Raw genomic sequence first — 26,301 nt, 5'->3', positions numbered from 1 at the left:
TGCCTTTTTGAGACAGCCTCTTTTTTTGTTCTTTAATTCCAAGGGCTTACTCCCTATAGATTAGGCTGTGGCGTCGTTCTCAAATACGGTTTGATCTCTTTGAAGCCTTTTGGAAATTTAGCAGGAATATCTTCTGTCTTAATCGCTGGCACAACAATAACATCTTCACCATGCTTCCAGTCAGCGGGCGTAGCGACTTGATAATCGGCAGTTAACTGTAAAGAATCAATGACCCGTAAAATTTCATCAAAATTACGACCTGTTGATGCTGGATAGGTCAGCGTCAATTTGATCTTTTTGTCAGGACCGATAATAAATACGGAACGTACGGTCGCTGTTGCGGAAGCATTTGGGTGGATCATATCGTACAATTCGGATACATGATGATCTTCATCAGCAATAACCGGAAAATTCACTTCGGTATTTTGCGTTTCATTGATATCCTTAATCCAATTCAAGTGATCGTTTACATTATCGACGCTTAGCGCAATGGCCTTCACACCCCTCTTGTCAAATTCAGATTTCAATTTTGCCGTACGGCCCAACTCTGTAGTACATACCGGCGTATAATCTGACGGGTGCGAAAAGAAAACGACCCAGCTATCTTTGATATAATCGTGAAAGTCTATTTCACCAATGGTTGTTTGCGCTTTGAAATTTGGCGCTTCATCCCCTAATCTTAAACTCATAATCTTATTTTTTAAATGTGTTTAAATTATATAGTCTACAAATATAGTAGATTAAATTTAGCAAACAAGTAATTCTTCAATTTTTTAAATTGAAATGAAAAAACTAAACTTAATCCAATTGAAAGTAAGGATTTTACAATTATAAACAAAATGAAAACCAACATGCCCCTTGCTACTTGTCCGCCCTACCCTGGCCATTACTTTCCAAAATGCTTATAATGATTAGCTCAAGTAGATTAAAAAGTAATTTGCTATATTACTATGCTTGCATAATATATATTTTGTATATTTGAGTATGTTGGTACACCGAGCTCATAAAATGATTGTGAGTTGGGAGGAAACTTTTTGACAGCAAACCTTATTATATATACGTTATCGGCTTGGTAACTGATGAACCAAAAAACTGAAATGCCATGAATTTTGAATTAAGCGAAGAGCATAAAATGATCTGCGACGCAGCGCGGGAATTTGCCCAGGAGCTAAAGGCTGGGGCAATCGAGCGCGATGAAGCCGCAAAATTTCCAACAGATTTTGTCAAGCAAATGGGCGAACTAGGGTTTATGGGTATCATGACCCCCGAAGCTTATGGCGGAGCTGGAATGGATACGTTGGCCTATGTTCTTGTGCTCGAAGAAATTGCCAAAATTGATGCCTCAGCGGCCGTTATCGTATCCGCCCACAATTCCCTGGTATTATATGGACTCAATGCTTATGGTACAGAGGAACAAAAACAAAAGTACCTGATTCCTTTAGCGAAAGGTGAAAAACTTGGTGCTTTTGCGTTGTCAGAACCTGAAGCTGGTTCGGACGCCTCCTCACAGCATACCACCGCCGAAGATAAGGGGGATCACTATCTCCTAAATGGTACAAAAAATTGGATCACCAATGGTGGCCATGCCGATATCTATCTTGTCATTGCACAGACACATCCTGAAAAAGGCCACAAAGGAATCAATGTATTGATCGTTGAAAAAGGGCTGCCGGGATTTACCATTGGTCCTAAAGAAAACAAATTGGGTATCCGTAGTTCCGATACCCATTCACTCCTATTTTCCGATGTTCAGGTTCCCAAGGAAAACCGTATCGGAGAAGATGGCTTCGGATTTAAATTTGCTATGAAAACACTCGATGGCGGTCGCATTGGGATTGCGGCACAGGCCTTAGGAATTGCTGCGGGTGCCTATGACCTTGCTTTGGCTTACTCAAAAGAACGAAAGACCTTTGGAAAACCGATTTCGGATCATCAGGCCATACAGTTTAAATTGGCCGACATGGAAGTTGATATCGAGGCAGCTCGACTTTTGACGTATAAAGCTGCCTGGACGAAAGACCAGGGGCTTCCTTACGGTAAAGAAGCTGCCATGGCCAAACTGCATGCATCTGAAGTTGCCATGAAACACACTGTCGAAGCTGTACAGATCCACGGTGGCTACGGTTACGTAAAAGAATATCATGTCGAGAGGTTAATGCGCGACGCAAAAATCACGCAAATATATGAGGGAACTTCTGAGATCCAACGTCTGGTGATTGCCCGTGAGATCCTGCGCTAAGGTCTCCGTCATGCAATGAACCCAAAAAGTTAAACACTTTTTTAGGACATTGCATGACGGAGAGCTTTATTAATCTAAAGACTCTTCAATTTGTTATCGATCATAGCAAGATATTGATAATCCTGAAAGGCAAAGCTTGCCGTTTCTGCCATCGCCAGATTCAAAATAAACTTTGCTTTACGAAGTAAATTCTCCTGATTGCCATCTGTAGCATTCAACCCATCAAATAACAACGTTAAAGCCAATGGATGTAGTTGCTGAATTTGAAGATCTGTTTTGAGATATGCCGAAAGTTCATTTTCGGAAAGATTTAAAAAATAGGTCCTACTCTTTTCGAAGAATTTCTCATAAGCATCTTCAAATACTGCTGGATCAGTCGGCTCCGTAAAAGCATCATGCCCTTCTGTCCATATGCGAAGAAATTTACCAATTTCTTCGATCCAATTCATCAATACATCTTTCTTAAAACTTAATCCCATGATCTATGCTTATCTGATCTGTCCATTTCCGCGGACAATCCACTTCTCTGTTACCAATTTTTCCAATGCAAATGGTCCACGGGCATGTAATTTTTGGGTCGAGATACCTATTTCCGCACCCAGACCAAACTCACCTCCGTCCGTAAAACGTGTAGATGCATTGGCATATACCGCGGCAGCATCCACTGTATTCAAAAATTGTTCAATATGGAGTTCACTGGAAGAAACAATACATTCCGAATGTTTGGAAGAATATTTTGCGATATGCTCCAAAGCTTCGTCCAAACTGGTGACCGTCTTTATTGAACACTTCAAATCTAAAAATTCTCTTCCAAAATCGGCTTCATCTGCGCGCTTTAAATTTGAAAAATGTTGACCCTGTAATACCTCATAAGCTGTAGGGTCCGCGAAAACTTCCACCTGAGCATCTTCAAAATAAGTTTTCAATTTCGTTAGGAACTCGGCAGCAACAGCACGATCGACCAAAACAGTATCTAAAGAATTACACACCGATGGCCTGGAAATTTTAGCATTGGCAACAATTTTCGCTGCCATATCCAAATCTGCTGTACGGTCCACATAAGTATGGCATACTCCTGCTCCAGTTTCAATAACTGGTACTTTAGCGTGTTCCCTGACATAATCGATCAGCGACTGTGAACCCCGTGGTATGATAATATCCACGAATTGAGTAGCTTCCAATAATTCCGAAACATGCTTCCTATCAACAGGCAACAGTTGCACAATAGTTGTTGCAATACCATACTGCTCCAAGACAGCATGGATCACTTTCAACAACGCCTCGTTGGTGTGTAACGCGTCCGAACCACCGCGCAATAGACAAACGTTACCCGACTGAATACACAATGCAGCAACATCTATCGTCACATTAGGTCGCGATTCGTAGATGACCCCAACGACTCCGAGTGGAACCGTAATTTTCTCGATCTCCAATCCATTTGGCAATATCTTTTTTAGTAATAACTGATCTGTTGGATCTGCCAACTGAGCGATCTGCTTAACACTGTCAGCCAAACCTTTTAGACGATCGCTATTGAGCAAAAGACGATCCTTTTTGGGGTCGTCATCAGCAATACGATCCAAATCAATCTTATTGGCTTTTAATACATCAGTAGTATGTGCGATAAGACCTTCTGCGATGGCATTTAAAATAGTTATTTTGGTATCAGGAGCCAGTTGTTGCAAAATTTGTTTTGCTTTGGCCGCCGCCTGAAGTTGGTTTAAGATGGATTCACTCATAATAATACAATATCATTTGCATGTGCAATTTCTACATTTTTTTTACTGGTCTGGGACAAAGCGGATGAATCCATCTTCGCGCGGGCAACGGCAACAGTTAAGCCTTCTAGATTGACAATATTTAACACTTCTCCTTTTTCAAAATGCTCGACGATACGGGTTACCCCCACAGCGAGTAAACTTTTGTGCTTCAATAATGCTTCCTCCGCTCCACGATCAACCATCAATTCCCCTTTTATTAAACTTCCACTCGCGAGCCATTTCTTGCGGGAAGAGATCTTCTTACTTTGAGCCAGACACAATGTGCCAGTCTCGTGCTTAACCGCTTTTTGTATCGCCTCCTCGGTTTGCATACTAAAAATCACCACAGCAATCCCCATTTGATTGGCCAATCGGGCAAAGTTCAATTTCGAGGTCATTCCCCCTAATCCTACGGAAGATTTATCCTTCCTTGCCAGCCCTAAAATATCCCGGTCAATTGTTTCAATTTGCGGTATAATCTTGTTGTTTGCATCCAACACACCAGGAACGGAAGTGCTAAACAGTAATTTTTCGGCACCAAAACCAACAGCAATCAAGGTTGCCAGCTCATCATTATCTGAAAACTTCAGTTCTTTATTACTCACCACATCATTTTCATTTGCGATTGGAATAACATTGTTCCGCCACAATTCCTCATACGTATTTTTCAATTGTAGAAATTGATCCCGATTGGAAAAGTGATGTCGCTCACATAAACTCTGCGCCAATGAAATTTTAAACGGTCGGAAATAAGTAGAATACGTATTAATCAATATAGGGTTCCCAATTGCAGCAGCTGCTTTGCGTTCGGATAGCGTTCCTGTGTAGCTGGGCAGAAAACGTTTACCGGCAGCAACAGCACCTGAAGAGACCAAGACGATATTGTATTTCTTTTGTAAGGAAGCAATTTGCCTAGCGATCTCCAAAACAATACGTTCATCAACTTCTCCCTCTTTCGTGGTAATAGAAGCCGATCCAAATTTGACAACGAGAATTGGCTTTTTCATTTTTTAGTATGTTTTAGTTTAGATTTGAGCACTAATTTACTGAGAAGAATTTGATTTACGCAAAATATGTTAACAATTGAACAATATAGTTCAATCGTTAACCTTAGGAAGTACGGCCCAATCTATTAGGTCCAGGAGCATTCGTGTACCCGGCGTTTAACCCGTAGGAAATTTTACTTTGGCAGAATGCTGAGCACAAAAAACAGTATTATGCTGTAGATTAAATGTTTCATATGTAGCCAATTTATTTACAATTGCTACAAATATGGACGGTGGAATCTTAATTTATACGCTATTTAGCGTCGTTTAACAAATCTTAAATTGATTAACAATAATTAAAACCGACTTCCTTTACGAAGGGAATCGCTCTTCATAGAGCTTCTCCAAGGAGAACATTTCATCACGATATTTCGCTGCTTCCAAGAAATCCATTTCTTTCGCTGATTTATCCATTTTCTTCCGTACGTTATCGATCGCTTTCTTCAGATCCTTCTCACTGAGATACTGCATCACTGGATCAGCTGCAATGGCCTGCGACGGATCAGGTTCAACATAAATTTTAGGTTCAATACCCGAGAAATCAGCAACAGAAGTCTGCTCTAAGATCTCTTCTCTTGTTTTGCCCACAGTACGCGGTGTAATGCCATGTTCCAAGTTATATTTCATCTGCTTGTCTCGGCGACGATTGGTTTCATCTATTGTGACACGCATGCTATCCGTCATTTTATCCGCATACATAATAACCCGACCTTTATCATTCCGGGCCGCGCGACCAATCGTCTGAATAAGCGATCGTTCGGAACGCAGAAAGCCCTCCTTATCCGCATCGAGAATAGCAACAAGCGTGACCTCCGGCAAATCAAGCCCCTCACGAAGTAAATTCACCCCGACCAGGATATCAAATTCACCCAAGCGGAGCCCCCGCAAGATTTCAACCCGCTCCAAGGTTTTAATTTCAGAGTGGATATAACGGACTTTTAAGTTCAGCTTGGTCATATATTTGGAAAGTTCTTCAGCCATGCGTTTGGTCAATGTAGTAGCCAAAACACGTCCTCCCTCTTTAATGGTCTTATCGACTTCTTCCAAGAAATCATCGACCTGATTAATCGCTGGTCGTACTTCAATAATTGGATCCAGAAGTCCTGTTGGGCGAATGACCTGCTCAACGACAACACCTTCGGTCTGCTGCAGTTCGTAATCGCCCGGAGTCGCCGATACATAAATCGTCTGATTTGTCAAGGATTCAAACTCCGGAAAGTTTAAAGGTCTATTATCCAAAGCCGCGGGCAACCTAAACCCATGTTCTACCAAGGAAACTTTTCGCGATCGGTCACCTCCATACATCGCACGTAATTGTGGTAAGGTCACGTGACTCTCATCAATGACCAGCAGGTAATCTTCCGGAAAATAATCCAGCAAACAGAACGGACGCATCCCCGGTTGTCTACCATCAAAAAAGCGGGAATAATTTTCAATCCCCGAACAATAGCCCAGTTCACGCATCATTTCCAGATCATAATTGACGCGCTCCTCTAAACGCTTCGCCTCCAGCATTAAGCCCTCGTCTTCCAGTTGCGTTTTCCGTTGCATCAATTCATCTTGGATAGCCCAGATCGATTCTTTGAATTTTTCTTTCGGTGTAACGAAGAGATTTGCTGGAAAAAGAGCAAGATCTTCCATCTTGTTGAGCGTTTTCCCTGAAATGGGATCGATCTCACTCAGTTCATCAATTTCATCCCCAAAGAATGAAATCCGAATAGCATTATCCAAGTATGCCGGAAACACGTCCACTGTATCACCTTTAACCCGAAAGGTACCCCGTTTAAACTCTGTGGTCGTTCGCGAATATAAAATCTCCACCAGCTTATGCAGGAAAGCGTTTCTAGTGACAGTCATACCGACCCCAAAACGAAAGATAGACCGGGAGAAATCTTCCGGATTTCCCATACCGTAGATACAGGATACCGAAGAGACGACAACGATATCACGCCGTCCCGACATCAATGACGACGTGGTTGCCAAACGCAGCTTTTCGATTTCCTCGTTAATCGCCAAATCCTTCTCGATGTAGGTATTCGTCGAAGCAATAAAAGCTTCGGGTTGATAATAATCGTAATAAGACACAAAATAGTTGACCGAGTTATTGGGAAAGAACTGTTTGAATTCACCGTACAACTGAGCCGCCAAAGTTTTATTGTGGCTTAAAATCAATGTCGGCTTTTGGGTTTCCTGAATCACATTAGCCACAGTAAAGGTCTTACCCGAACCTGTCACCCCCAAAAGCGTCTGGTATTGCTCTGCCTGCTCTACCCCTGCTACCAACTGCTTAATTGCTTCTGGCTGATCGCCTGTGGGTTTGTACTCCGATGTCAATTCAAATTTCATATATTTCCTGTGTCTTTAAGAAAACCATTCAGGCCTTTTCCAGCAAACATTGCACCACGAATTGCTTGAGCCCTAAGCTCAAAAACAGTTTTTGTAATCCGATGGTTTCAATCTGCTTCAAGACGATTTGTTGACCTGTGGTCCAGGCCATATCCTGCTATGTTCTTACACAAATTTACTAAAAATTTTACCATTTTAGCGCAAACTATAATAATACCATAGATGTTATTACTTTCAATTGATTATTTATTATCTTTAGCTTAACTGAACTAGCACACACGCCATGGTCACTATTCTATCTACCCAAAATAGCATTGCAAATCATTTTATTGCCGAACTGAGAGATATCACGATTCAACAGGATCGCATGCGCTTTCGTCGGAATCTGGAACGATTAGGTGAAATTTTCGCTTATGAAATCAGCAAGACGATGGCTTATAAACCTGTTGAAGTTGAAACTCCGTTAGGTGTGGCCAAAACCCATCTCGTGATGGAACAACCCGTACTCGCTACAATTCTGAGAGCGGGGCTTCCCTTTCATCAGGGACTTTTAAATGTATTTGATCATGCCGACAATACCTTCATTGCGGCCTATCGGCATACCAAAAAGAGCGGTGAGTTTGAAATTCATAAAGAATATGTTAATACACCAAACTTAGATAATCGTACAGTAATCATTGTAGACCCCATGTTGGCCACAGGAAAGAGCCTTGTATTATGCTGTAAGGATCTCCTGGCCGAATATGACATCAAGGAATTACATATTGTTGCAGCCATTGCATCCGAGGAAGGACTGAATCACGTTCAGGCTTTTGTACCTACGGCACACATCTGGGTAGGTGACGTCGACCACGAACTGACCTCAAAAGCTTATATTGTACCTGGACTCGGTGATGCCGGAGACCTGGCCTACGGTGTAAAACATCATTAATGTGGATAAATTATTTAAAACTAAATTAACACTTAGATCATTGAAATTCAGTAAATTTATGTCAATGATGAAGTTTAATTTTTTTATATCTAATCTATATCGCTATGAGATGGCAAAAATACAATGGCGAATCCATTCGCTCCACGATTTTCGATGCTGTTGAGGAAGTCATTAAACGAGAAGATGCCCTAGGGAATAAGCTCAAGGTTTATATAGGCACCGATTCCCAAGTCAAGAGAGGCATCATCGACTTCGCTACAGTCATCGTCTTTCTCCGGGAACATAAAGGTGGATTTATGTTTATCCAACGGGACAAAAGGCATCACCGAATGAGCATTAAAGAAAGGATGCTGCTCGAAGTCCAAAAATCCATCGATATAGCCTATCAACTCTGCCCCCTCCTCGAAAAACACAAAGTAGACCTCGAAGTCCACGCCGACATCAACACCAATCCAAATTTCCAGTCAAATGTTGCCCTGAAAGAAGCCATGGGCTATATTATGGGTATGGGATTTGTTTTTAAGGCCAAGCCCGAATCTTTTGCCAGTACCAATTGTGCGAATAAACAGGTTCAATAATTGACTATTGGGCAGACTTTGTATATTTAGGGTGTAATTTTTAATACACCACATGCAGGATTTTTTTCAGCAGATTGCACGTCAATTTGCCCAGACCTCTTGGCTCGAATGGTTAGGTACGCTGACAGGCTTTCTTTGTGTCTATTTGGCCGCTAAGCAAAATATATGGAACTGGCCAATCAGTATCATCAGCGTAGCGTCCTACGCGATTCTGTTTTATAATGCCAAACTGTACGGAGATACTGTACTACAGTTCTACTTCCTGTCCACAGCTGTGTACGGTTGGTATTATTGGATAAGACGAAAAGAAGAAAAAAAGAAACCTATCGTCAAAGCCAGCAATGGGCAGCTGCTCCTTTGCCTCCTGGCAATCCTGATCCTAACACTATCAATCGGTTATCTCCTCGATAGCAAGACAAATTCCGATGTCCCTTATATTGACGCATTCTGCACCTCCGTAAGTTTTGTTGCTCAATTTCTGATGACGCGCAAAGTGCTTCAAAATTGGCTCTTATGGGTATTTGTGGATATTTGTTATATCCCGCTCTATATACACAAAGACCTTATGCTGACCGCAGTACTCTACCTTGTTTTCACGCTCATCGCTTGGAATGGCTATCGCGATTGGCAGAAAACCTATAAAAATTTTGCGTAATATTGCCTATCAAAACGATCGAAGTGGGAAAAGATTTCATAAAAATTGCCGTTGTTGGCCCCGAGTCCACCGGAAAATCAACGATGGCACAATTTCTTGCCAAGGAATTTCAGACGGTATGCGTACCCGAGTATTCACGTTATTATTGCCAAAGCCTCAACAATAAATATACCCTGCAGGACGAAGTCAATATGTTTTATGGACAGGTAGCCCTAGAGGAAGCCCTGATCCCTTTAGCGCAGGACCAGCTCCTCATCTGTGACACCACCTTTCTTACGGTAAAAATTTGGTCAGATCATCTTTTCGGTCATACGCCGCAGGAAGTCACCGATAAAATTCAACAACATGTTTATGATCTCTACCTGCTGATGGATATCGATCTACCTTGGCAGGATGATCCACTACGGGATTTTCCCGAACAGCGCGAACACTTCATGGAGATCTGGAAAAGCGAATTGAACGCCATTAATGCGAATTACCGTCTTATTTCCGGGCTCGGCGACCAACGTCTTGAAAATGGACTTCATGCGGTAAAAGATTTTCTGACATTGATTTGAGACAAGTGTCTTGACGAAGCAGCCTTTTACAGCTATATTTGTAAGCATAAAGTATAGCTGTTGTTTATACGGACTAAAAATACTTGCCCAGCGACAGAAAGCTTTATAGAAACAATTAAAATAGAATATTAACATTTTACTTAAGAAATAATGTATCCAGAATATTTAGTAACTCCAATGCGTCAAGAGTTAGTTGATGCAGGATTCGAAGAATTAAAAACTCCTGAAGCAGTTGATCAGGCTATCGCATCAGAAGGAACTGTCTTTGTGGTTGTAAACTCTGTTTGTGGTTGCGCTGCAGCAAATGCACGCCCAGCTGCAAAAGCTGCTGTAAAAAATGAAAAACACCCAGCTAAATTGGTCACTGTTTTCGCAGGTATGGAAACTGATGCTGTAAACACTGCACGTAACTACATGTTGCCTTACCCGCCATCTTCACCAGCAATGGCTTTATTTAAAGACGGAAAATTGGTACACATGATTGAAAGACATATGATTGAAGGTCGCCCTGCACAAATGATTGCTGACAATTTAGTTGCAGCATTTGACGAGTACTGTTAATCACGTATTTTGATTTTTGAATTAAAAAGGCTGTCCAAGTTATTTGGATAGCCTTTTTTGCATTTGGATAATCCGTATTCGCATTACTTTTCCTTCAGGTTGCCTTTCACTACTTTACTGATGATCTCCTGTCCCAATAATACGCGACAATTCAGCGTAGGTACTTCACGTAAAGCAATTCGATAAGTCAAAACCCCGCGTCCGCATCTCCAATAGATCTAGCCCCAAGCCTAGTTTCCGTTTATTCAAAGCTTTTTGCTATTTTTAGGTTATGAAAACCTTCCCAATCATCATTTTTTTGTTCTGCTTGACAATCATTTCATGTTCACCACAAACGAAAGTGGACCTCATTGTTTATCATGCGCAAATATATACTGTAGATTCGGCTTTTAGTATGGCACAAGCTTTTGCTGTCAAAGACGGTAAATTTATTGCCATCGGTTCCGATGAAGAAATACAGCGGAAGTACAAAGCAATAGAAAAAATTGATGCGCAGGGGAAGGCCATTTATCCGGGATTCTATGATGCCCATGCGCATTTATTTGACGAGGCCGAACTAATGGATCAAGTCGACCTAAACGGTAGCGATTCTTTCGAGGAGGTTATTCAACGTGTCAAAAACTACCAGCAAAAAAATCCGGACAAAACTTGGCTGATCGGTGGTGGCTGGGACCAAAATCACTGGAAAGATAAAACTTTCCCAACCAAGGACCTACTCGATAAAGCTTTCCCGGATATCCCCGTCTACCTCATGCGTGTAGATTATCATGCGGCGGTAGCCAATTCCAAAGCGCTAGAATGGGCCAAATTAACCAGTATTCCGACGATTCGTGGCGGTGTGGTCGGCGGGAATAATAATATCCCCAATGGCCTCTTGATCGACAATGCAATGGATCTTGTCAATAAGACAATCCCGGTTCCGAGTGAGAAAGACTTCTTAAGAATGCTCAAGCGAACGCAAGACTCCCTCCTTTCCGTCGGTCTAACCACTATTGTAGACGCAGGTTTATCAAAAGAAAGACTCGATCTCCTAAAAAAATACTATCGCGAAGGACAGTTGAAAATTAGAGATTATGCCATGATCCTCGGCAATCCCCAAAACATAAAGTCATTTATCGAACAGGGTTTCTATGAAACGGACCGTTTCGAGATCAAAGGATTTAAACTGCTCGCCGATGGTGCATTGGGATCTCGTGGCGCATGCCTCCTCGCACATTACCATGATGCCCCCACCCACGGCTTTCTCCTCCATAGCCCCCAGGAATACGAAGCCATGATCAAACAGATTGCCGAAAGTAAGTTTCAGGCAAATACCCATGCAATAGGCGATTCGGCCAATCGTATTATTCTGGATATCTATGGCAAATACCTCCACAATAATGGTGACCGTAGATGGCGCATCGAGCATGCCCAAATTATATCGCCTACAGATTTTGACAAGTTTCGAAAGTATCAAATCATACCATCTGTACAACCTACACACGCAACCTCCGATATGTACTGGGCCAAAGATCGACTTGGTGAAGAACGTATGAAAGGCGCTTACGCTTATAAGCGTCTGTTGGCAGAATATGGCAAACTCGCTTTGGGGAGTGACTTTCCGGTTGAACATTTTAACCCCATATATGGTTTCCACGCCGCTGTAGCACGTGTCGACAAAAAAGGCTATCCTAACCACGGGTTTCAGATGCAAGATGCCATAAGCCGTGAAGATGCCTTAAAAGGAATGACGATCTGGGCGGCATATTCTTGTTTTCAGGAGAAAAAACGAGGAAGTATCGAAGTGGGAAAAGATGCCGATTTTGTTATCCTCGAAAAGGATATCTTGAAAATTCCAAATGAGCAACTGCGAAATGTAAAAACAGAACGGACAGTAATTGCAGGTGTGACCCTGTTTAAAAGATAACAAGAACTGATATGCCTAGCCATACCCAATAAACTTATACCGCTAACGAAACAAGATAGCTAACAAAAGTATTGCTAACAAGTCAAACCTTTCTTAACCTGCATTAGCATAACCCTAGGGAGGATAATAACGAAAAGTTCAAATAAATTTTTAGAATTACGAATGTTTCGTATATTTACGATATAAACATATATTTATGAAATATTCATTATCAATCCTACTGTCTGTGGCCACGCAGCTATTATTTGCACAAGAGCGTACTCCTGCCATCGCTAAAGTACATTACGAATTCAAACATGTCAATGACAGTACCCAACGGGACCAATTTTTACGCGATGAAACAGTGGTTTACCTGAATCAGCAGGGCAGCTACTATACGTCATATTCATCCAAACGCATGCAGGAAGAGGTCAAAAAACAGATGGAAGATCCCGCATTTTCCGGCAATCTAACCCTTACTACGCGCTCCTCGCCCTCATCATCTTATCTAATCAACCCCGATCAAAATAAAATAACAGAGGTAATATCCGTTGCTAGTGACCATTTCTCCATTACTTCACCATATCCCACACAGGATTGGGAAATCTTGGGAGATCGTAAAGAAATCGGTGGTTACAATTGCCAAAATGCGAAGGCAACATTCAAAGGCCGCACCTATATCGCCTGGTTTACAACCGAACTTCCATTTTCCTATGGTCCCTGGAAACTTCATGGTCTACCCGGACTTATCCTTGACGCACGGGACACAAAAAATGAAGTGATTTTTGCTTACGCCGGATTCGATAAAATTGAAGATGGAAAAACATTTGTCGAACTGCCACAAAATACCATCGCAAGTACGGCAGATGAAGTAAAGAAAATTCAGGAAGCCTTTAAGGCCAATCCTCAAGCCTACATGCAAGCGCAATCCGGAAAGAATAGAGCCATCAATGTAGGCTCAAACGGAAACATCGTTGCCGTTCGATCCGGTAATTCAGGTGGAAGCTCCCCTATTGGTGCTTTGGATCCATCCAAAATAAAAAGTTTCAATATTTCAAGAGACGATAAATACAAACCTTCGAAGGTTACCAATAATCCGATAGAGCTGACGCCTTAATGAAAGTATTTCTATGTTTATTTATAGTCGTTTTGCTTGGGCAAATAACCTTTGCCCAGCAAACGATTAGTGGAACGGTCCAAGTGGATAAGACACAGCATCCCGTACCCTTTGCCAGTGTCAACATCCTTTCAGACGGTAAAATCATCGCTTTCAAGCCGACAGATAAAGATGGGCGTTTCACAATCACATTGACAAAGGAATATGCGAGCCTTTACCTGCAGATCAATCACCTTACTTACGAAAAATTTGAACTCAAACTTGGCACACAGACATCCAATCTTCGGATCGCCCTCGTTCCAAAAACCAATCTGCTACAAGACGTCATTGTAAAGAGCAAACCTAAAGTGAGCCGTTCAAATGATACGATTTCCTACGACGTCGGATCTTTTGCCAAAGAGGAGGATCGCAATATAGGCGACGTAATCAAACGCCTTCCGGGCATGGAAGTTACCGAATCGGGGCTTATAAAATACCAGGATAAAACCGTTTCTAAACTTTACATTGACGGTGACGATCTGTTGGAAAATCGCTATGGTGTAGGTACACGGACAATCCCGCATAAAATGGTAAAGGACATTCAGGTGCTCGACAATCACGAACATTATAAGGTCCTTAAAAATAAAAGATTTACAGACGACGTCGCCATCAATCTCGTTATCAAAGAGGAAGCTAAGCTGAAGCTCACTGGACAGGCCAAAATTGGCGTCGGCACCCCCAATCTCTATGATCCTGAATTGAATTCAATCCTATTCAACAAGAAAGTAAAGATGCTGAATGTTCTCAACGGGAATAATACAGGTCATGATCTTTCCGGAGATATTATTGGAGCCAATCAATCCTCTTTACTGGCCAAGTTCGGCAGCTCGACTATCAACAATCTCCTGGCGACGAGCACAACAGGCAGTCCAAATATTCCTAAAAACAATTATTACTTCAACAATACCGGTTCACTGAACACCAATAACCTATACAACCTCAAGAATCTCTGGCAGCTAAAATCCAATATTCAGGTTTTATACGACAACGATAGGCAAAATAATGCCTCAAACACGCAATACCTGCTCGATGATGGTGACGTTTATTTTAATGAGCAAAATCACATGAAAACAGCGCGTTGGCTTGGCGCAGCCAGACTTTCGGCATCGACCAATATGGAAAAGAAATATGCGAGCAATACTTTATCATTTGAATATGAAAAAAAAGATATTACAGCATTGCTGGCAAACTCCTCAGGGCAGATCGAGCAGTTCCAAAAACACCACATCAAGGGATTCAGCAACTTGTTCAGCTATATACCCCAACTTAAAAACAATGACATTATTGCAATCAACTGGTCTTTAAATTATGGCAATAAACCGCAGACATTACAGATCTATCCCGGTGTTTTTCCAGAAATACTCAACGATAGCATTCCCTATAAAAGCAGCCGCCAGCAAATCGAAGTTCCTTCCTTTTTTACGGAGATCAGTACAGGTTATCGCTTCAATAAAGGCAGAATCAAACAATACTATCAAATTGGCTTCAATACAGATCGTCAACATTTCAACTCACTCCTTACCATAGTAGATAATGAGCAACGTGTTCGAACATTGGGCGATAATACCCGTAATAATCTGTATTGGAGCAGATCCCAAGCGTTTATTACACCGCAATATTCCTGGAAAACAAATCGATTTGAAACCCAGCTCGAGATCCCGATCACCTATTTGTTTACGCATTATGAAGATGTCAGCCATCAACTGGCCACGTCCAAAAATTCCATGCTGATCAATCCTAATTTAAAAGCAAGATGGCAGATTTCACAAGAAGACTATCTTCAATTTAACTATCAATTTGCGCAGGATATAGGCAATATTGAAGATATATACCGTGGTGCCGTATTACGGAACTATAGAATGCTTAGCCAAAATAATGCAGCGCTAAATGAATCCAAAAAACATACGTTTAATCTCAATTATAATTTGGCCCGCACCCTAAAAGTATTATTTGCAAATGCAGGTATTAGCTATACAAGATCGCTTTCCAACACGATGTTATCGTCCGTTATAAAAAATAACATCACCGAAAACATATTGGTCAATATGGATAACCTGCAAGATCGATGGTCATCTCAGATCGGATTTGATAAATACATCTTCCCTTTGGCAAGTACCCTCAAACTAAAAGGAAGCATTTCTTACTTCAAATACAATCAATTGTTAAACAATGCGCTAGTGCCTACTCGAAGTATGAGCTATCTATTTCAGCCCAGTATTGAAGCTAAGGTATTTAAATCTTATAATATTTCCTATTCAGGACTATTCAATTGGAGCCGGAGCAAACAACAGGGCCTTGACAATGCGATCCAAAACAAAACTACCACCATGATGCATAACATAAGCTTTCCAGCCAGTCCCTTTAAAAATGGCTTTATGCGGCTAAACCTACGTAATCTTTCCACCTTTCAAACAAACATGAAGAATGCAAGTTATACCTTCATCGACTTTTTTACGCGCTATAAGATCAACAAGTGGAAAATGGATATCGAATTGGAAATGAATAATTTGGCCAATATCAAAAACTATCGCACCTACCTGATGACGGCCAATATGATTTCACAGAATGAATTTGAACTTCGCGGAAGAACAATTTTACTCCGTACAGTTTTTAACCCATAAGGTATCAGACCACCTCTGAAAGAAGCAATTGTCTTGGCCTAATGTTCGTCTATTGTTTTATTGCTGGTTTTTTGCTGATGTGTTGTTGGTCTATTCTTGCGCCTAATGACCAATATCTTGTAATCGAAATCTTGCTGTTTTAGCAAATTATCGATGATGAACAAGAGTAATAAGTTTTTCAACCCCTAGAGGCAAACCGTTTCATTTAAAAAAAAATAGAAAAAAGAAGCCTGAGCAAAAAAATCACCCAGGCTTCTTTATATATCTTGCGAAAAATATTCTTTGTTAAAAAACTTAGAAATGTTTTCTATTGCATATCAAATAAATGTTTCTCTGCATGGTAAGAAGAACGAACCAGCGGTCCAGACTCCACATACTTGAATCCCATTTCCAAACCAATTTTCTGATATTTCTCAAATTGTGCAGGTGTAATCCACTCGATTACAGGATGGTGAGCTTTGGTAGGCTGTAAATATTGCCCCAGTGTCAAAATATGTACCCCAACGTTATATAAATCTTGCATTGCCTCGATAACATCTTCCTCTGTTTCACCTAAACCAAGCATAATTCCTGATTTTGTACGGAGTCCAGCTTCAGAAATTCGACGCAGACACTCAAGTGAACGATCATATTTAGCTTGAACGCGAACTTCTCTTGTCAAACGACGTACAGTTTCAAGGTTGTGCGAAACAACCTCTGGACGTACTGCAATCACGCGGTCCAAATTATCCCATTGTCCTTTAAAATCTGGCAAAAGTGTTTCTAAGGTTGTTTCAGGACTTTCCCTTCGGATGGCATTAATTGTCTCCGCCCATATTATCGAACCACCATCTTTTAGGTCATCACGATCCACCGAAGTGATCACACAGTGTTTTACCTGCATTAACTTGACAGAATTGGCAACACGATTAGGTTCATCCAGATCCACCGCCAACGGACGGCCTGTTGCTACCGCACAAAATGAGCAAGAACGTGTACAGATATTTCCCAAAATCATGAAGGTTGCTGTTCCAGCCCCCCAACATTCGCCCATATTCGGGCAATTTCCACTCTCACAAATTGTATGTAATTTATGCTCGTCTACAAGACTTCTGACATGTCTATATTCTTTACCAACAGGCAATTTGACACGCAACCAATCAGGCTTGCGTTGTGCAGGAGTTGCCGGAATAACTGGAAGTTCAATCATACAACAAAGTTAAGGATTAAAAATGTAATTTCTAACCGTCAATTTGTTGGTTTTATATCATAAAAAATGAGCGATTACCGTCAATAATAGAATTATGAAACAAAAATTAGGATATTTGTGTTGATTATCATTAATCTAATAACAAAACTATGCGACTGAGCCGATCTTTATCCATGTTGTTACTTGGGGGTGCAACCATTTTTACAGCACAAGCCCAAACCAACTTTGACATTATACCCAAACCTTCGAAAATCACCTTAGCTACTGGAACATACGCTATCCCTGCACATCTTCAGGTTATTGTTTCAGATGAATTTCAGGAGGCGACACAGTTACTTACTGAACACCCCGCCATCAAAAGCCTCACTGTCGAAGTACTCAAGAAAAATAAAAAAGGCCCTAAAGAAGGCTTTCGCATTATTAAAGCTGTCGATGCAGATAATCTGAGTAAGAACGCCTATTCCATTCAAATCGATGAAAAAGGCCTGCTACTCAGGGCTTGGAATGTACCTCAGGTGATCAATGGGATTTACACGCTGGTTCAATTAGGCTATCTACAAGCCGATCCAAGTAAAGTAGCCTATGCGACTATAGTCGATGAGCCTCGCTTTGCCTATCGTGGCTTACACCTGGATGTATCGCGTCATTTTATGCCACTATCCTTTGTAAAAAAGTATATCGACATCATGGCCATCTATAAGTTCAATAACTTTCATTGGCATTTAACCGACGGAGCGGGGTGGCGACTGGAGATTAAAAAGTACCCAGAGTTAACACAAAAAGCGGCCTGGCGAACACATACGAGCTGGAAAGATTGGTGGAACAATGGTCGTCAGTATGTAGAAAAAGGTACGCCAAATGCCAGCGGTGGATTCTATACACAGGAAGAGGCCCGCGAATTGGTCGATTATGCTGCCCGCAAAGGAATCAATGTTATTCCCGAAATAGAAATGCCCGGACATTCGGAAGAAGTATTGGCCGTATATCCCGAACTCTCATGTTCCGGAAAGCCCTATAGTCAGGGAGAATTCTGCATCGGTAATGAAAAAACCTTTGAATTTCTAAAAAATGTATTGGATGAAGTCCTCACAATATTCCCTTCCCAGTACATTCATATCGGCGGTGACGAAGCTGAGAAAAAGCATTGGGAAACCTGTCCAAAAGATCAGGCACTCATGCAGAAAGAAGGACTGAAATCTGTCGACGAACTGCAGAGCTATGCCATCAGACAAATGGATCAATACCTGCAATCTAAGGGTAGAAAACTGATCGGTTGGGACGAAATCCTACAAGGGGGACTTACCGAAGGAGCTACCGTCATGAGCTGGCGCGGTGAAGATGGCGGCATAAAGGCCGCAAATGCAGGCCATGATGTCATCATGACTCCCGGTTCACACCTCTATTTTGATTCTTATCAGACAGACCCTCGGACACAGCCTGAGGCCATCGGCGGTTACCTGACACTGGATAAGGTGTATTCATATGATCCTATTCCAGCGGCCATTCAAGGAGATAAAGCCAAGCATATTCTCGGAGCACAAGCGAATATATGGACAGAATATGTTCCTACCACCGAACACCTTGAGTATATGGTATTCCCACGTGCATTGGCTTTAGCAGAGGTCAATTGGACCAATAAAGATGGGAAAAGTTGGACTGACTTTGAGCGAAGACTGCAATCTCATTATAAGCTTTTACAAGATCTGAACGTCAATTATTACCGTCCTTCCTTTAATGTCGCTTATACGGCCACCTACAATGCAGCTAAAAACAACAATAAAATTATGCTGACAACCGAGCAACTAAAAACAGATCAGATCCGATATACCATTGATGGCAGTGAGCCTACAATCCAGTCTACGCCGTATACCGGACCATTTGAACTCAGCTCGACAGGCCATATCAATGCGGCTTATTTTCTAGATTCTATCAAAATTGGTCCAACCCTATCCTTTGATATTGACATTCATCGCGCTATCGGAAAAAAAGTAACGTACAACACAGCATGGTCGGGATATCCAGCACAAAAAGATTCTACCTTAACAAATGGAATCATGGGTGGACTTTCCTATCACGATGGCCAATGGCAAGGATTCACCAGTCCGATTGATGTGGTCGTGGATATGGAACGTAGAGAAGAAATACACCAGGTAGCAATGAATTTTATGCAGATGATTGGCCCGGGCGTTTACATGCCCGGAGAAATGGAAGTCCTGCTTTCGGATAATGGCCGTACCTTCAGATCGGTAGGAACAATCAAAAATGATATATCTGATAAAGAGTCCAAGTTGACTTTCAAAAGGTTTGAACTCAAACTTGACAAAGCACAGCAGGCGCGTTATATAAAGATCAAAGCCAGCAATCCTAAAAAAGGATACTTGTTTACAGACGAAATCATCGTTTATTAAACACATCTGGACAGTTTTCTAAACCTGCATGTTTTATTGACTTGTGGTTTCTCATTAAAGCATCAATGAGTTCAAAACTCACTGTTATCGGAAAACAACAACCTTCATGATTTCACAGCACCAATAGCTCTAAAATCATGAAGGTTCTATACTCGTTTTTGTTTTTCAGGACTACTTTTCCAACAAACGGCATTTAATTTTGAAATATTATTAAAATAAATACTTAATTTTCAAAATTTAAAATGTAACTTTGCACTCCGACAAAGCAGTCGGAATGACCCTTCCCCATGAGCTATTTTTGATTGTCTTTGCTCAGATTTACAATAGGAAATTTAATTTTTTGAACTAGATATAATGCCAAGAAACACTTCCATTAAGTCGGTTTTAATCATCGGATCAGGTCCCATCGTTATCGGTCAAGCTTGTGAATTTGATTATTCTGGATCTCAAGCATCCCTTTCATTGAAAGAAGAAGGTATTGAAGTATCCATCATCAACTCAAACCCTGCAACAATCATGACGGACAAAGTTGTTGCGGACAATGTCTACTTACTTCCATTAACTTGCGAAAGTATTGAAGAGATTTTGCAAAAACACAACATTGACGCTGTACTTCCTACCATGGGTGGTCAAACGGCTTTGAACTTATGTATCGAAGCTTCCAACCTAGGCCTTTGGGAAAAATACAATGTAAAAGTTATCGGTGTTGATGTTGCTGCCATTGAAAAAACTGAAAACCGCGAAGAATTCCGTCAATTAATGGTTGATATCGGTGTGGGCGTTGCAACATCCAAAATTGCAAACTCATTCCTTGAAGGTAAAGAAGCGGCACAAGAGATTGGCTATCCGCTTGTTATACGTCCATCTTATACCCTTGCAGGTACAGGAGGTGGGTTTGTTCACAGAAAAGAAGATTTTGACGCAGCCTTAAATAGAGGTTTACATGCATCACCAACACATGAAGTTTTGGTTGAACAAGCTGTATTGGGCTGGAAAGAATTTGAGTTGGAATTACTTCGCGATACCAATGACAATGTTATCATCATCTGTACTATTGAAAACTTTGATCCAATGGGTATCCACACTGGAGACTCGATCACCGTTGCACCAGGCATGACATTATCAGACAAATGTTATCAAGATATGCGTAATCAGGCTATCCTAATGATGCGTTCAATTGGTACATTTGCGGGTGGTTGTAACGTTCAGTTCTCTGTAAACCCAGAAAACGAAGAGATCATCGCCATCGAAATCAATCCACGTGTATCACGCTCTTCCGCTTTAGCATCGAAAGCAACGGGTTATCCAATTGCGAAGATTGCAGCTAAACTGGCGATCGGTTACAACTTAGATGAATTACAAAATCAGATCACCAAGACAACATCCGCATATTTTGAACCAACATTGGATTATGTGATTGTTAAGATTCCTCGTTTCAACTTCGATAAATTCAAAGGAGCAAACAAAGAATTAGGTCTACAAATGAAAGCGGTAGGTGAAGTTATGGCAATCGGCCGTACATTTATCGAAGCTTTACAGAAAGCATGTCAATCCTTGGAGACTGGCCGCGCTGGTTTAGGTGCTGATGGTCGTCAATGGAGAAACCTTGACGAAATCATGGATAGTCTCGAACATCCAAGTGGTGACCGCTTATTCCATATCAAAGATGCTTTCGAATTAGGCGTTCCTTTGGAATCGATCCGTAAGGCAACACGTATCGACAAATGGTTCTTGGTACAGATCCAAGAGTTGGTACACCTTGAGCAAGAATTACGTCGTTATCAATTGAATAATATTCCACGCGACTTCTTCATGACCTTAAAACAAAAAGGTTATTCAGATGTACAAATCGCATGGTTATTAGGAAATGTAACCGAGGATCAAGTGTACGATCGTCGTAAGGAGTTAGGTATCAACCGTGTTTACAAAATGGTCGATACTTGTGCTGCAGAATTCCCGGCACAAACACCTTATTACTATTCGACATTCGAAGAAGAGAACGAATCCATCTCTTCAGATAGAAAGAAAATCATCGTTTTAGGTTCTGGTCCAAACCGTATCGGTCAAGGTATCGAGTTCGACTACTCTTGTGTACATGGTTTATTAGCCGCTAAAGAATGTGGTTACGAAGCGATTATGGTTAACTGTAACCCGGAGACTGTATCGACAGACTTCAATATGGCTGACAAATTATACTTCGAGCCCGTATTCTGGGAGCACGTACGTGAGATCATCGAATTAGAAAAACCCGAAGGTGTTATCGTTCAGTTGGGTGGACAAACGGCTCTTAAAATGGCTGAGCGTCTAGAGCAACTTGGCGTAAAAATCATCGGTACTTCATTTGAGAATATGGACTTGGCGGAAGACCGTGGCCGTTTCTCAGATTTATTGAAAGAATTGGAAATTCCATATCCAAGATACGGTGTAGCAACTTCAGCAGAAGAAGCATTACAAGTTGCAAACGAAGTTGGCTACCCAGTATTGGTGCGTCCTTCTTACGTATTGGGCGGACAAGGAATGAGTATTGTCATCAATGACGAAGATTTAGAAAAAGCTGTCGTCAACTTATTGAAAAACCTTCCTGGAAACCATATTCTGATTGACCACTTCCTGGATCGTGCAGAAGAAGCTGAATCAGATTCGATCTGTGATGGTGAAGATGTACACATCATTGGTATGATGGAACATATCGAGCCTGCAGGTATCCACTCTGGTGACTCATCGGCTGTATTACCTCCATTTGGCCTATCACAAGCTGTTCAGGACAAAATGGAAGAATATTCTATTAAACTAGCAAAAGCATTGAACGTAAGAGGTTTATTAAACATTCAGTTTGCTGTCAAAGGTGAAAATGTGTATGTTATCGAGGCTAATCCACGTGCATCACGTACAGTTCCTTTTATCGCTAAAGCTTATGATGTTCCTTACATCAATATCGCGACTAAAGTCATGTTGGGTGTCAATAAGTTGAAAGACTTTACGATTGAACGTAAATTACAGGGATACGCGATTAAAGAACCTGTATTCTCCTTCAATAAATTCCCTGAAGTAGACAAGCAATTAGGCCCTGAAATGAAATCAACTGGTGAAGCAATTCGCTTTATCAAAGATCTTCACGATCCTTATTTCAGAGAATTGTACAATCAAAAATCAATGTTTTTGAATGCACAATAAGGCATATCAATCAAATAGAAAAGGCTTGCATTTGCAAGCCTTTTCTATTTGATATCTTTCACACAGCGAAATCCAACATTATTTGTAGGACTGTTGACCTCCCCTTTTCCTCTGCTTCCGGCTTTATACCTTTCACAATATTGATCGTTGCAAAGAAATGACCCGCCCCGTTGAACGCGTTTTTCGAGGTTTGGCTCCTGCGGATCATAAGAATCCTGTGGTCCTTTGGGATTCACTGCTGTACTATGCTGATAGTAATCGGGCCTATAAAAATCAGCACACCATTCCCACACATTCCCTTCCATATCATACAGTCCCAACGCATTTGCCTGAAATGATTTTACAGGTGCAGCCCCCTCAAACCCATCTTCCTTTGAATCTTGCACAGGAAATTTTCCCTGATAAATATTTGCGGTCCATTTACCATTAGGCTTCAAGTCCTTTCCCCAATAATACAAGTCGTCGTTTGCATCATTACGTCCCCTAGCCGCATATTCCCATTCCGCTTCCGTAGGCAATCGTTTGCCTGCCCATTTCGCATAAGCTGCAGCATCTTCATAGGCAACCTGAACAACGGGATAATTCATTTTGTCCTTTATCGAGCTATCGGGTCCTTCGGGATGTTGCCAGTTTGCACCAGGGACATACTCCCACCACATCAGGTAATTGTTTAATGAATTGAGTTCTTTGGGCTTAGAGAACACAGCCGATCCCGGGACTAACATCTTGGGATCCACTCCCGGAAAATCTTTCGGATCAAGCGCTCGCTCAGCAACAGTTACATAACCTGTCTCCTTTACAAACTGCGCAAACTGTGCATTTGTGACCTCATGTTCATCCATATAAAATGAATTTAGTTCAACCTGATGTAGGGGCTTACTATCTTCAAAATTTGAACTTCCCATTAGAAATTTGCCCCCTTCAACCAATATCATTGTGTCCGCATTCTTGCTTTTTAGCTGGGCAATTTGGGATTTTATCATACCAGCGCGAGTAGGTATATTTTCCCCAACACAACAGGAAAGTGTATCCTTGGTGGAAAATAACGATAAACAGGTAATTAGAGTCAGATTGAATAACATAATTAAAGATAAACATAAAAGGGGAACAATAAAAAGTTCCCCTTCAATAAGTCATTTTATAAAAGAGGGCTATACGCCCAATTGTATATTTTCTTTTTTCGATGATCTCGAACGGATAGGCGTATTTCCACCACCTTTTAACGTGATTTCTACCGGCGTATTATTTTTCCATGCACCTTTTGTGAAATCCGGTACATCAACTGTTTTACAGTTCTTTTCGACAGATTCGAAACTCAACGGTACGATACAGCTCCATGAAGCAGCGTCATAGACATCCTGATCCAAAGGTAATCCATTGCGCAAACAATCAATTAGACGCCAGTCCATCATAAAATCCATCCCACCGTGTCCACCGACCTGCTTTGCTTGTTCACCAATATATTTTACCAATTCTGGGGTGTATTTATCATACAGTTCTTTCAATTTCTGTTCTGTAATGAATTCATGCCCAAAAGCAATATTCTCCGTAGGATACTTTTGTGCAAACCCTTTGGTACCACTCAGTGTATGTAGCCTAGAATAAGGTCTAGGAGAAGTAACATCATGCTGCAACATAATTGTTTTCCCTTTGGCCGTACGGATAAGCGTTGTATTCATATTACCACGGTATTTCTTTCCTACAAATTCCTGAAAAAAAGAATCCTTAGCGGCTAACTCTTTCGCTTTTTCTCCCATCATAAAATCATTGGAAGACATCGCCACAAGATGATCCATTTTATCCCCTCTATTGATATTTAAGCATTGTGCCACAGGTCCAAGTCCATGTGTAGGGTACAGATTTCCATTTAGTTTTATATTTTCTCTTAGGCGCCACATGTTATCATAGCCATTTTTTGCAAAATTAAGGTCAAGCAAATCGTGAATATAAGCACCTTCGGCGTGAACAAGTTCGCCAAACAAGCCTTGGCGCACCATATTCAATGTCAGCATTTCGAAGAAATCATAACAGCAGTTCTCCAGCATCATACAATGCTTTTTAGTTGCCTCGGATGTTTTTACCACCTCCCAACAATCTTTGATTGTCAAAGCGATCGGGACTTCACATGCCACGTGATTACCCGCTTTCATGGCCGCAATACTCATCGGAGTATGATAATCCCAAGGCGTACAAATATAGACCAGGTCAAGCTTCTCTTCTTTCAACAAGGATTTCCAGCCATCTTCACCTGAATACGCTTTAGGAGCTGCTAGACCTTTCGATGTAACGATTTTTGTTGCGCGCTCCACCCGGTCTGGATGCTTGTCACAAAGTGCGACAATTTCGCATCCCTCAATAAAGGATAAGCGTTCAACAGCACCAGGACCGCGCATGCCGAGTCCAATTACCGCTACCCTGACCTTATCTATTTTTGGAGCTGCATAGCCACACATATTAAACGACTCTGCCACTGCATTGGCATTGACCAACGTAGGGAGTGAAACAGCCAGCGATGACAATATTCCGGCTTTTTTAAGAAAATCTCTTCTAGAATCCATAATTTAAAGTTCATATAAATTTAAAGGGACCAATTGGTCCCTCTAAAAAATCACCTATTTTAAAACAAACTAAACAGTCAATAGAAAAATCCTTTTGGATCGGATTTATAGTTGGTTCTACTTAAAGAACTTAATCTCTATAACAATAATATAACACTTTTTTCTAAATAAAAAATGAAACTTGAAAGCAATCGTTTGCTTAATCTACACAAACGATTGCTTAAATTTTTATCTTCGTTGTTTTTCAATCGATATTCTGCAACCACAGAGTTTTTAATAATGAAATTCCGAGTAGAATAATGGCATTGCTACAATATAATCCAGCAATGATTACTAATGAATGCCGAGCTGCATTTGTTATCGTTAAGCAATTGTAACTTCACAGAGGCCTAGCTAGAAGTATAATGTTATCGGGTTCCTGATCGGGATATGTAGATGAGAAATAGTATGTGGATACAATGATATCTGCCTTATTAAGCTTAATAATAGTGTAGAATGACCGTATAACATATGAATTTTATAGCAAGAACTATAGCCACTCACTGTATAATTCGCAACAGTTGGATAGCCTATAAGGAAAGTAAACTCAAGCAACGTACTGCGATCACCAAAAAATACGGAGGATATGCAATAGCAT

At 41.1% G+C, this 26,301-nt stretch carries 19 protein-coding genes; 11 read left to right on the top strand and 8 right to left on the bottom strand.

Annotated elements, in window-relative coordinates; all coding sequences use genetic code 11:
* Positions 1-53 precede the first annotated feature (53 nt).
* Positions 54-689, bottom strand: coding sequence for a peroxiredoxin (locus tag B4Z47_RS24555; RefSeq protein ID WP_070563280.1), 636 nt, complete (start codon positions 687-689; stop codon positions 54-56).
* Between the two features lie 413 nt (positions 690-1,102).
* Here B4Z47_RS24555 and B4Z47_RS24550 point away from each other — a divergent pair, with 413 nt between their 5' ends.
* Positions 1,103-2,239, top strand: coding sequence for an acyl-CoA dehydrogenase (locus B4Z47_RS24550; RefSeq protein ID WP_070563277.1), 1,137 nt, complete (start codon positions 1,103-1,105; stop codon positions 2,237-2,239).
* Positions 2,240-2,313: 74 nt separating this feature from the next.
* Here B4Z47_RS24550 and B4Z47_RS24545 read toward each other — a convergent pair whose 3' ends face one another.
* From B4Z47_RS24545 to uvrB, 4 genes are all read right to left on the bottom strand, one after another.
* Positions 2,314-2,718, bottom strand: coding sequence for a hypothetical protein (locus tag B4Z47_RS24545; protein ID WP_046672308.1), 405 nt, complete (start codon positions 2,716-2,718; stop codon positions 2,314-2,316).
* Between the two features lie 9 nt (positions 2,719-2,727).
* Positions 2,728-3,978, bottom strand: a complete 1,251-nt coding sequence (locus B4Z47_RS24540) for a glutamate-5-semialdehyde dehydrogenase (protein ID WP_286728138.1) — start codon at positions 3,976-3,978, stop codon at positions 2,728-2,730.
* Positions 3,975-5,006, bottom strand: coding sequence for a glutamate 5-kinase (gene proB / locus B4Z47_RS24535; RefSeq protein WP_046672306.1), 1,032 nt, complete (start codon positions 5,004-5,006; stop codon positions 3,975-3,977). The genes B4Z47_RS24540 and proB overlap by 4 nt, the downstream gene beginning before the upstream one ends.
* Positions 5,007-5,357: 351 nt before the next feature.
* The gene (gene uvrB, locus B4Z47_RS24530; RefSeq protein WP_070563271.1) at positions 5,358-7,391 is read right to left on the bottom strand and encodes an excinuclease ABC subunit UvrB; all 2,034 of its coding nucleotides are present in this window, start codon (positions 7,389-7,391) and stop codon (positions 5,358-5,360) included.
* Positions 7,392-7,674: 283 nt separating this feature from the next.
* On the opposite strand from uvrB, the gene upp reads away from it, so the two are divergent.
* From upp to B4Z47_RS24490, 8 genes are all read left to right on the top strand, one after another.
* Positions 7,675-8,322: a uracil phosphoribosyltransferase gene (gene upp / locus B4Z47_RS24525; protein WP_286728136.1), complete on the top strand. Its 648-nt coding sequence runs from the start codon at positions 7,675-7,677 to the stop codon at positions 8,320-8,322.
* A 104-nt stretch (positions 8,323-8,426) separates the two neighbouring features.
* The gene (locus B4Z47_RS24520) at positions 8,427-8,900 is read left to right on the top strand and encodes a ribonuclease H-like YkuK family protein (RefSeq protein ID WP_046672303.1); all 474 of its coding nucleotides are present in this window, start codon (positions 8,427-8,429) and stop codon (positions 8,898-8,900) included.
* Between the two features lie 52 nt (positions 8,901-8,952).
* A complete protein-coding gene (pnuC, locus tag B4Z47_RS24515) occupies positions 8,953-9,555 on the top strand; it encodes a nicotinamide riboside transporter PnuC (protein WP_070563266.1) in 603 nt (200 codons plus the stop codon).
* A 23-nt stretch (positions 9,556-9,578) separates the two neighbouring features.
* Positions 9,579-10,112, top strand: coding sequence for an AAA family ATPase (locus tag B4Z47_RS24510; protein WP_070563596.1), 534 nt, complete (start codon positions 9,579-9,581; stop codon positions 10,110-10,112).
* 150 nt (positions 10,113-10,262) lie between these two features.
* Positions 10,263-10,673: a BrxA/BrxB family bacilliredoxin gene (locus tag B4Z47_RS24505; RefSeq protein WP_070563263.1), complete on the top strand. Its 411-nt coding sequence runs from the start codon at positions 10,263-10,265 to the stop codon at positions 10,671-10,673.
* Positions 10,674-11,067: 394 nt separating this feature from the next.
* Positions 11,068-12,579: an amidohydrolase gene (locus B4Z47_RS24500; RefSeq protein ID WP_286728135.1), complete on the top strand. Its 1,512-nt coding sequence runs from the start codon at positions 11,068-11,070 to the stop codon at positions 12,577-12,579.
* Between the two features lie 196 nt (positions 12,580-12,775).
* Complete coding sequence (locus B4Z47_RS24495) at positions 12,776-13,675, top strand: GLPGLI family protein (protein WP_115047098.1); 900 nt, start codon at positions 12,776-12,778, stop codon at positions 13,673-13,675.
* A complete protein-coding gene (locus tag B4Z47_RS24490) occupies positions 13,675-16,335 on the top strand; it encodes a hypothetical protein (RefSeq protein WP_286728134.1) in 2,661 nt (886 codons plus the stop codon). Before B4Z47_RS24495 ends, B4Z47_RS24490 begins: the two co-directional genes overlap by 1 nt.
* Before the next feature lie 307 nt (positions 16,336-16,642).
* Here B4Z47_RS24490 and lipA read toward each other — a convergent pair whose 3' ends face one another.
* A complete protein-coding gene (gene lipA, locus B4Z47_RS24485) occupies positions 16,643-17,524 on the bottom strand; it encodes a lipoyl synthase (RefSeq protein WP_046672297.1) in 882 nt (293 codons plus the stop codon).
* 149 nt (positions 17,525-17,673) lie between these two features.
* Here lipA and B4Z47_RS24480 point away from each other — a divergent pair, with 149 nt between their 5' ends.
* Complete coding sequence (locus B4Z47_RS24480) at positions 17,674-19,932, top strand: beta-N-acetylhexosaminidase (RefSeq protein ID WP_286728132.1); 2,259 nt, start codon at positions 17,674-17,676, stop codon at positions 19,930-19,932.
* A 354-nt stretch (positions 19,933-20,286) separates the two neighbouring features.
* Positions 20,287-23,106, top strand: a complete 2,820-nt coding sequence (carB, locus tag B4Z47_RS24475; RefSeq protein WP_046672295.1) for a carbamoyl-phosphate synthase large subunit — start codon at positions 20,287-20,289, stop codon at positions 23,104-23,106.
* A gap of 44 nt (positions 23,107-23,150) precedes the next feature.
* On the opposite strand, the gene B4Z47_RS24470 is transcribed toward carB, so the two are convergent.
* Both B4Z47_RS24470 and B4Z47_RS24465 read right to left on the bottom strand, forming a co-directional pair.
* Complete coding sequence (locus B4Z47_RS24470) at positions 23,151-24,089, bottom strand: formylglycine-generating enzyme family protein (RefSeq protein WP_286728131.1); 939 nt, start codon at positions 24,087-24,089, stop codon at positions 23,151-23,153.
* Between the two features lie 168 nt (positions 24,090-24,257).
* Positions 24,258-25,664 carry a Gfo/Idh/MocA family protein gene (locus B4Z47_RS24465; protein ID WP_286728130.1) on the bottom strand — a complete coding sequence of 469 codons (1,407 nt, stop codon included), beginning with the start codon at positions 25,662-25,664 and terminating at the stop codon, positions 24,258-24,260.
* Between the last annotated feature and the right edge of the window lie 637 nt (positions 25,665-26,301).

It is taken from the genome of Sphingobacterium sp. UBA2610, assembly GCF_002339225.1.
Classification (GTDB): domain Bacteria; phylum Bacteroidota; class Bacteroidia; order Sphingobacteriales; family Sphingobacteriaceae; genus Sphingobacterium; species Sphingobacterium multivorum.
This window is presented reverse-complemented; position numbering and strand designations above follow the sequence as displayed.

Coding starts and splice junctions, on each gene's coding strand:
- B4Z47_RS24550 (WP_070563277.1), top strand. CDS start 1,103: ATGAATTTTGAATTAAGCGAAGAGCATAAAATGATCTGCGACGCAGCG.
- B4Z47_RS24480 (WP_286728132.1), top strand. CDS start 17,674: ATGCGACTGAGCCGATCTTTATCCATGTTGTTACTTGGGGGTGCAACC.
- B4Z47_RS24520 (WP_046672303.1), top strand. CDS start 8,427: ATGAGATGGCAAAAATACAATGGCGAATCCATTCGCTCCACGATTTTC.
- uvrB (WP_070563271.1), bottom strand. CDS start 7,391: ATGAAATTTGAATTGACATCGGAGTACAAACCCACAGGCGATCAGCCA.
- B4Z47_RS24490 (WP_286728134.1), top strand. CDS start 13,675: ATGAAAGTATTTCTATGTTTATTTATAGTCGTTTTGCTTGGGCAAATA.
- B4Z47_RS24555 (WP_070563280.1), bottom strand. CDS start 689: ATGAGTTTAAGATTAGGGGATGAAGCGCCAAATTTCAAAGCGCAAACA.
- pnuC (WP_070563266.1), top strand. CDS start 8,953: ATGCAGGATTTTTTTCAGCAGATTGCACGTCAATTTGCCCAGACCTCT.
- B4Z47_RS24470 (WP_286728131.1), bottom strand. CDS start 24,089: ATGATAAAATCCCAAATTGCCCAGCTAAAAAGCAAGAATGCGGACACA.
- B4Z47_RS24540 (WP_286728138.1), bottom strand. CDS start 3,978: ATGAGTGAATCCATCTTAAACCAACTTCAGGCGGCGGCCAAAGCAAAA.
- B4Z47_RS24465 (WP_286728130.1), bottom strand. CDS start 25,664: ATGGATTCTAGAAGAGATTTTCTTAAAAAAGCCGGAATATTGTCATCG.
- B4Z47_RS24505 (WP_070563263.1), top strand. CDS start 10,263: ATGTATCCAGAATATTTAGTAACTCCAATGCGTCAAGAGTTAGTTGAT.
- B4Z47_RS24545 (WP_046672308.1), bottom strand. CDS start 2,718: ATGGGATTAAGTTTTAAGAAAGATGTATTGATGAATTGGATCGAAGAA.
- B4Z47_RS24495 (WP_115047098.1), top strand. CDS start 12,776: ATGAAATATTCATTATCAATCCTACTGTCTGTGGCCACGCAGCTATTA.
- upp (WP_286728136.1), top strand. CDS start 7,675: ATGGTCACTATTCTATCTACCCAAAATAGCATTGCAAATCATTTTATT.
- carB (WP_046672295.1), top strand. CDS start 20,287: ATGCCAAGAAACACTTCCATTAAGTCGGTTTTAATCATCGGATCAGGT.
- lipA (WP_046672297.1), bottom strand. CDS start 17,524: ATGATTGAACTTCCAGTTATTCCGGCAACTCCTGCACAACGCAAGCCT.
- B4Z47_RS24500 (WP_286728135.1), top strand. CDS start 11,068: ATGGCACAAGCTTTTGCTGTCAAAGACGGTAAATTTATTGCCATCGGT.
- proB (WP_046672306.1), bottom strand. CDS start 5,006: ATGAAAAAGCCAATTCTCGTTGTCAAATTTGGATCGGCTTCTATTACC.